This window comes from Phaeobacter sp. A36a-5a, from assembly GCF_037911135.1.
In the GTDB taxonomy this organism is placed as follows: Bacteria; Pseudomonadota; Alphaproteobacteria; order Rhodobacterales; family Rhodobacteraceae; genus Phaeobacter; species Phaeobacter bryozoorum.
The window spans coordinates 1-6,946 of sequence record NZ_JBBLYU010000008.1; the positions used below are offsets into that span (position 1 = coordinate 1).

Here is a 6,946-nt window from a genome sequence, read left to right on the forward strand (position 1 = left end):
CAATGTCAGCCTGACCATCTGGGATGCCGGCGGCGCGGATCTGATCGACGCCTCCGATCTTGGCAGCAACAGCCGGATCGACCTGCGCCCGGGGCAGTATTCCACCATCGGCAGCCTTGAGAACAATGTCGCCATGGCCACCGCGGTCCGGGTAGACGGGCGCACCGTCAACCTGATCGAGGACGCCTGGGGCGGGGCTGGTGATGACCTGCTGATCGGCAATGAGGCCGCCAATACGCTGGTCGGCAACGCCGGGCGTGACACGCTGAAAGGCGGCGCCGGGCAGGACAGGCTGGAGGGCGGCGAAGGCAATGACCGCATGGCAGGAGGCCAGGGCGCCGATGTCTTTGTGTTTTCGCAAGGGGCCGATGTGGTGATTGATTTTCAGGCCGAAGATCGCATCGACATGTCCGCCGCCACCGGGGTGCTGGATTTTGCCGATCTGCGCGAGGATCACCTCGAGATCCGCAACGCCGATCTGGTGATCCGGGATGACAACGGCTGGTCCCTGACCCTGCAGAACACCGCGTTCGAGGATCTCAGGGCGGATGATATCCTGTTCTGAGGGCCCGGCCCGTCAAGCTCTGGGCAGGTTCCGGGCACGTCCGGGAACCTGCTCTTGGGGCGGCCCTCTGCCTATTTCCGACAGCCGATAGCGGATCAGAAGATAAAGTCATCGGCCGTCAGGTCTGCGGCGATCTGATCGAGCAGCAGGATCTCCCCCGCCCCGGTCTGGATCAGCGTATCCTCGCCCTGCTGCTGCAGGCGCAGATCCCCCAGATCCTCGGCGATGCCCGCCCGCGCCAGACGTCCAAGGTGGATCACATCCACTCCTTGCGTGAAATCGCGGATCCTGTCGCTGCCGTGGCCCGCCCCAAAGACAAAGACATCGGCACCCTGGCCGCCCACCAGAAGATCATTGCCGCCGCCGCCATCCAGCGTGTCATTGCCCTTCTGGCCAAACAGCTTGTCCCGGCCGCTCTGGCCCAGCAGCCGGTCGCCCTGGGCACCGCCGCGCAACAGGTCGTTCTGGCCGCCGCCGCGCAGCAGATCCGCATCGGATCCGCCCAGCAGCCGGTCGCCGCCGCGTCCGCCATCCAGCGTGTCACGGCCAGCCCCGCCCACCAGAAGATCGCGCGCGCCCTGCCCCAGCAGCACGTCATTGCCCGCCTCGCCGCGCAAACGGTCGCCGCCCTGACCGCCCAGCAGCCGGTCATGGCCCGCATCGCCCCAGAGACTGTCGCGCCCGTCGCCACCCAGCAGCGTGTCATTGCCCGCCAGCCCGTTGATCTGATCGCCGACGCTGCGCGCAGCAATCCGGTCGGCGCCGCCGCTGCCATAGCGCATCGGATCCGGCGCCTCGGCGGGGGGCAGCATCCGGTCGGCAAAGACAACCCCCCCGGCAAAAAGATCCGCCGCATCCAGACTGCCGCCATCGGCGCTTTGCACCACAACCTCGGTGCGGCTGCCATCCGCTGCCTGATGGGTGATCACGGCGCCATCGCTGCGGCTGCGGATCTGCAGCCCATCCAGGCTGCGCAGCCCGTCAAACCCCGACAGATCCAGACTGTCCTGCCCGGTCTCGAAATCACTGATGCGCAGGCTGCCACTGCGCCCCTCCTCGGCCGGGCGCAGCACGAAGACATCCGCCCCCGCGCCGCCGCTCAGCACTGCACCGATGCCGCCCGCCAGCACATCCGCCGCGCCGGTGCCGCTGATCCGGCCGCCGGCGGTGGTGATCACATCGCCCAGCTCTGCCAGCGGCAGGGTGAACTGCGACAGCCCCTCGGCCGTGCCGGAGCTGGCAAAGATCTGCAGATCCCCCCCGATCACCGCCGCCGCCAGCGCGGTGACATTCTCCAGCCCCAGCCCGGCCTCGCCGGCATTGCTGGCATGGGCGAGGCTCGTGACATGCACCAGCTGGCCCTCCGGCAGGATCCGAAACAGCGCCAGCCCGTCGTCGCTGCCCGCCGCCAGCACCAGCATCTCGCCGGCGACCTCGACCACCTCCAGCGCGGTGACCCCGCCAAAACGGGTGGCGGCGGTGTCCAGCACATGATCGCTCAGGGTCATCTGACCATCGCGCCCCAGCGCAATCAGGCTGAGCGAGCCGCTGCCCGCCGCCGCCAGCACCGCCCAGCTGCTGCCAAAGGCGGAGAAGCTCTCCACTGCGGTCGGTTCGGCCAGCCCCAGCCCATCCGCCGCGCCAAGGCTGTCGGCCACCTGCAAAGCGCCGCTCTGCGGATCGATCCGGTAGCTCAGCAGCCCCTGTTCAATCCGGTCGGCCAGCAACAGCAGCTGCGCGCCGCCGCCCAGGTCCGCCAGCTCCAGCGCCACCGCGCCGGGGCGGTCATAGGCCGCCGCGCCGCCCGCCTTGGCCACCTCCGCGCCGCCCGCCCCCAGCTGCCAGCCGCTCAGCCGACCATTGGCCAGCCCGTAGACCACCGATCCCCCGCTGCCAAGGCTGCCAACCACCGTGGCGTCCAGCCCCGCAGCCCCCGCCCCCGGCAGGCTGTCCTGCTGCTGCGCCGACAGCTGGCCATTGCCGCCGATCTGATGAAACGCCAGGGCGCTGCGGGTGCTGCCCTCGACCAGCAAACGCGTCTCGCCGCCGATCTCGGCCAGGGTCGCCTCGCCCCCCGCCAGCCCCAGCGCGCGATGATAGACCGTATCGCGCAGAACCGGCGTGCCGCCTCCCAGGCTGTAGCTGGCAATGCCGCCATTCAGCCCGCTGACCGCAAACAGCTGCACCGCGCCATTGGTGCCCTGATGGATTTCCAGATCGCGCAGATCGCTGTCCAGCAGCAGATCATTGGCTCCGAACCGTCCTGCAAATCGTAGATCCATCTGTGTTGCTCCCGCGCTACCTGATCACCAGACCCGCCGGAGTTGCATTTCCGGGGGCAGGATCAGCCTCACGGGGAGAGGCGGCGGCAGAGCGGACGGGAATGGGGCAGAAACGCGGCTATTGTTTACATATTGAAGACAATCCCCACGGTCAGGCGCGGAGGAAACAGTCACCCCCCCGCAAAAGGGGTGTTGCAGAGCGGGCGCGCGCCCCCTTAGGGGCCGGGTGATCCGACTGGGGCATTCTGGCGCCATCCCCGCGATCAGGAGCCGCCAGAATGCCAGACATCACCCCAGACACCCTGCCCCAGACCACCCCTCTTCTTGCCCTGCCCTATCTGATGCCCGCCCAGGCGCAGAAACATGTGACCCATAACGAGGCGCTGCGCATGCTGGATGCGCTGGTGCAGCTGCGGCTGGAGGCCATTGACGCCACCACCCCGCCCGCAACCCCGGCCGAAGGGGCGGCCTATGGGCTGGCCGACAGCCCGGCCGATGCCTGGGCCGGTCAGGGCGGGCGGCTGGCGATCTGGCAGGATGCCGCCTGGCAGTTCCTGACGCCGCAGCCCGGCTGGCGCGCCTGGGTGCCGGCGGATCAGGCGCTGCGGGTCTGGGATGGCACCCAATGGCAGCTGCCGCCGCTGAGCGGCGACCGGCTCGACCGGCTGGGCATTGCCACCGATGCCGATGCCACCAACCGCCTGTCCCTGCGCAGCCCCGCCAGCCTGCTCAGCCATGATGGCGGCGGCCATCAGCTGAAGATCAACAAGGCCTCGGGCAGCGATACCGCCAGCCTGCTGTTTCAGTCGAACTGGACAGGCCATGCCGAGATGGGGCTGGCGGGCAATACCGATTTCACCGTGAAACTCTCTCCCGATGGCAGCAATTGGGAGGCCGCCATGGTGCTGAAATCCGCCAATGGACGTGCCGGCTTTGGCACCTATGATCCCGGTGCCCGTCTGGAGATCAGCGGCGATGACAGCACGCTTCTGGCGCTCACCGCGACGGGCAGTTCGCAGGATTATCTGACCGCCGGCGATGGCAGCGGCGCGATGTTCCGCCTGGCCCAGAATGGCAATGGCTATTGCGATGGCGCCTGGACCGGCGGTGGCGCGGATTATGCGGAATTCTTCGAATGGGAGGATGGCAACCCGGACGGAGAAGACCGGCGCGGCCTCGCGGTGGTGATGGCGGGTGACCGGATCCGCGCCGCAAGCCCCGGCGAGACGCCGATCGGGGTGATTTCCACAACCCCGTCGATCCTCGGCAATGACGACGGCGGGCGCTGGCAGGGTCGCAGCCTGCGCGATGGCTTTGGCGCCATGCTGCGCGATGCCGGCGGCGCGCCCTGCCTCAACCCGGCCTATGACCCCACCCGCCCCTATCGCAGCCGCGCCGAACGCGCGGAATGGGCCATGGTCGGGCTTCTGGGCCGACTGCGCCTGCGCACAGGCCAGCCCACCGATCCCCGCTGGATCCGCCTGCGCGCCCTGCCCGCCAGCCAGGACACCCCCGCCGAAGGGCTGGAGGAATGGCTGATCCGTTAGCCAGGGCAGGCGGTTGTCACTTGCGGGCGTAGATATCCTCGTAGCGGATGATGTCATCCTCGCCGAGATAGCTGCCGGTCTGCACCTCGATGAGGACCATCGGCACCTTGCCGGGGTTCTCCATCCGGTGCACCGCGCCCAGGGGAATATAGACCGACTGGTTTTCGCTCACCAGCTGTACCCTGTCATCCACCGTCACCTTGGCGGTGCCTTCGACCACGATCCAATGTTCCGAACGGTGATGATGGCTCTGCAGGCTGAGCGCCGCGCCGGGGTGGACATGGATGCGTTTCACCTGGAACCGTTCGCCCACCACCAGGCTCTCAAACCAGCCCCAGGGCCGGTGATCCTTGGGGAAGGCCTCGGCCTGGCGGGCGGATTTCGCCTTCAGCGCGCTGACCGCCTGTTTGACGTCCTGCGCGCGGGAGGCATGCGCAACAAGCACCGCATCGGGCATTGCCACGGCAATCACGTCTTTCAGCCCGATGCCGACAACCTCCAGCCCGTCATCCTCCGAGCGCAGCAGGCTGTTGCTGCACTCAATGGCGGTGGCGCGGCCCTGGGTGACAATGCCATCGCCATCCGGCCCGCTTTCGCGCCAGACCGCATCCCAGCCCCCCAGATCGGACCAGCCGCCCGCATAGGGCACCACGGCGAGATTCTCTGCCCGCTCCATCACCGCATAGTCGATGGAGATATCCGCGGCCCCGTCCCAGGCGTCCGGGTCCAGCCGCAGAAAGCCCAGATCCGGCTCCCCCTGCTCCACGGCGCCCTGCACCGGCGCCATCAGATCCGGCGCATGGGTCTCAAAGGCGGCGATGATCGCCTTCACCGAGAACAGGAAGATGCCTGCGTTCCACAGGAACTGACCGGAGGCCAGCATATCCTCGGCGGTGGCCAGATCCGGTTTCTCGACAAAGCGTTTCAGGCCGATCACCTTGGGGCTGAAATCACCGGGATCGCCATCCAGTTCGAGATAGCCATAGCCGGTCTCGGCCCGGTCCGGTTTGATCCCGAAGGTGACCAGCTGGCCTGCCCGCGCCGCCGGTTCCGCCGCCGCCACCGCCGCACGAAAGGCCGCCGCATCGGGCACCACATGATCCGAGGGCGCCACCAGCATCAGCCCCTCCGGGTCGCGCGCCCGCAGCCAGAGGGCCGCCGCCAGCACCGCAGGCGCGGTGTTGCGTCCCGCCGGTTCGATCAGGATGGCGCCCGGATCAATGCCCGCCTCCGCCAGCTGTTCGGTGACAATAAAGCGGAAATCGGAATTGGTCAGCACCATCGGAGCCGCAAACCCCTCGCCCGACAGGCGCAAGGCGGAGGCCTGAAACAGCGTGGTCTCCCCGACCAGGGGCACAAATTGCTTTGGGTAACTTTTGCGCGACAGCGGCCACAGCCGTGTGCCCGAGCCGCCGCACAGAAGAATGGGGGTGATCATGAGCTGTCCCTTTCCGACCGGTCTGCGGGTCTTAGTCTGACCTGTTTGAGGCAAATGTCTGCCCATTTTTCGGGCCATCTCCCTGTCTTTTCTGGGCCTTTTTTGCGGCGATGGCCAGCGGGCTGGTCATTTGCTGCGCAACCGCTCCGGATCCTGCTGCAGATACCACGCATAGGTCTGGGCAATCCCGTCGCGCAGCGCAATCTCGGCCTGCCAGCCCAGCCGGGCCAGCCGCGAGACATCCATCAGCTTGCGCGGGGTGCCGTCGGGCTGCTCCGGGTTGGTCCGGATCTCGCCGTCAAAGCCCACCACCCCGGCCACCATCTCGGCCAGCTCCAGGATCGAGATATCCTGCCCGCAGCCGACGTTGATATGGCTCAGCATCGGGCTGGTTTCGCGCTGGTAGGTCGCCGGGTCCAGATCCAGCACAAACAGCGAGGCCGCCGCCATGTCATCCACATGCAGGAATTCGCGCCGCGGCGTGCCGGTGCCCCAGATCGTCACATGATCCTCGCCCGCCCGCACCGCCGCATCAAAACGGCGAATGAGCGCCGGCAGAACATGGCTGTTTTCGGGGTGGAAATTGTCGCCCGGCCCATAAAGATTGGTCGGCATCACCGAGCGGTAGTCGCGGCCATATTGGCGGTTGTAACTTTCGCAGAGCTTGATGCCCGCGATCTTGGCAATGGCATAGGGCTCATTGGTGGCCTCCAGCCGATCCGTCAGCAGCGCCGCTTCGGCCATCGGCTGGGGGGCATGTTTGGGATAGATGCAGCTGGATCCCAGCTGCAACAGCCGCTCAACCCCATGCTGATGGGCGGCATGGATCACATTGCATTCGATCATCAGGTTTTCATAAATGAAATCAGCCGGATAGGTGTTGTTGGCATGGATGCCGCCCACTTTGGCCGCCGCCAGAACCACCTGATCGGGGCGTTCTGCGGCAAAAAATGCCTGCACCATGGCCTGATCGGTCAGATCCAGCTCGGCGCTGGTCCGGGTGATCAGCTGGATGTCGTCTCCGGCCGCGCGGCGCGCCTGCAAACGGCGCAGGATGGCGCCCCCCACCATGCCACGGTGGCCGGCCACATAGATTTTCACAGCGCTGGTGCCC

Annotated in this window: 5 protein-coding genes; 2 read left to right on the forward strand and 3 right to left on the reverse strand. The window is 67.2% G+C overall.

What is annotated here, in order from left to right; genetic code table 11:
- The coding region (locus WLQ66_RS18705) for a M10 family metallopeptidase C-terminal domain-containing protein (RefSeq protein WP_340547855.1) at positions 1–565 on the forward strand (565 nt) is incomplete at its 5' end.
- A 95-nt stretch (positions 566–660) separates the two neighbouring features.
- Here WLQ66_RS18705 and WLQ66_RS18710 read toward each other — a convergent pair.
- Entirely contained in the window at positions 661–2,847 is a 2,187-nt protein-coding gene (locus tag WLQ66_RS18710) for a calcium-binding protein (RefSeq protein ID WP_340547856.1), read from the reverse strand.
- A gap of 278 nt (positions 2,848–3,125) precedes the next feature.
- Between WLQ66_RS18710 and WLQ66_RS18715 the strand changes: the two genes are divergently transcribed.
- Complete coding sequence (locus WLQ66_RS18715; RefSeq protein ID WP_340547857.1) at positions 3,126–4,394, forward strand: DUF2793 domain-containing protein; 1,269 nt, start codon at positions 3,126–3,128, stop codon at positions 4,392–4,394.
- A gap of 16 nt (positions 4,395–4,410) precedes the next feature.
- Here the strand turns inward: WLQ66_RS18715 and WLQ66_RS18720 are convergent, their stop codons facing one another.
- Positions 4,411–5,832: a mannose-1-phosphate guanylyltransferase/mannose-6-phosphate isomerase gene (locus WLQ66_RS18720; RefSeq protein WP_340547858.1), complete on the reverse strand. Its 1,422-nt coding sequence runs from the start codon at positions 5,830–5,832 to the stop codon at positions 4,411–4,413.
- A 126-nt stretch (positions 5,833–5,958) separates the two neighbouring features.
- Positions 5,959–6,933, reverse strand: a complete 975-nt coding sequence (gene fcl / locus WLQ66_RS18725; protein WP_340547859.1) for a GDP-L-fucose synthase — start codon at positions 6,931–6,933, stop codon at positions 5,959–5,961.
- Between the last annotated feature and the right edge of the window lie 13 nt (positions 6,934–6,946).

Excerpts from the sequence above, each read along its gene's own strand:
- WLQ66_RS18715 (WP_340547857.1), top strand. The coding sequence starts at position 3,126 with ATGCCAGACATCACCCCAGACACCCTGCCCCAGACCACCCCTCTTCTT.
- WLQ66_RS18710 (WP_340547856.1), bottom strand. The coding sequence starts at position 2,847 with ATGGATCTACGATTTGCAGGACGGTTCGGAGCCAATGATCTGCTGCTG.
- WLQ66_RS18720 (WP_340547858.1), bottom strand. The coding sequence starts at position 5,832 with ATGATCACCCCCATTCTTCTGTGCGGCGGCTCGGGCACACGGCTGTGG.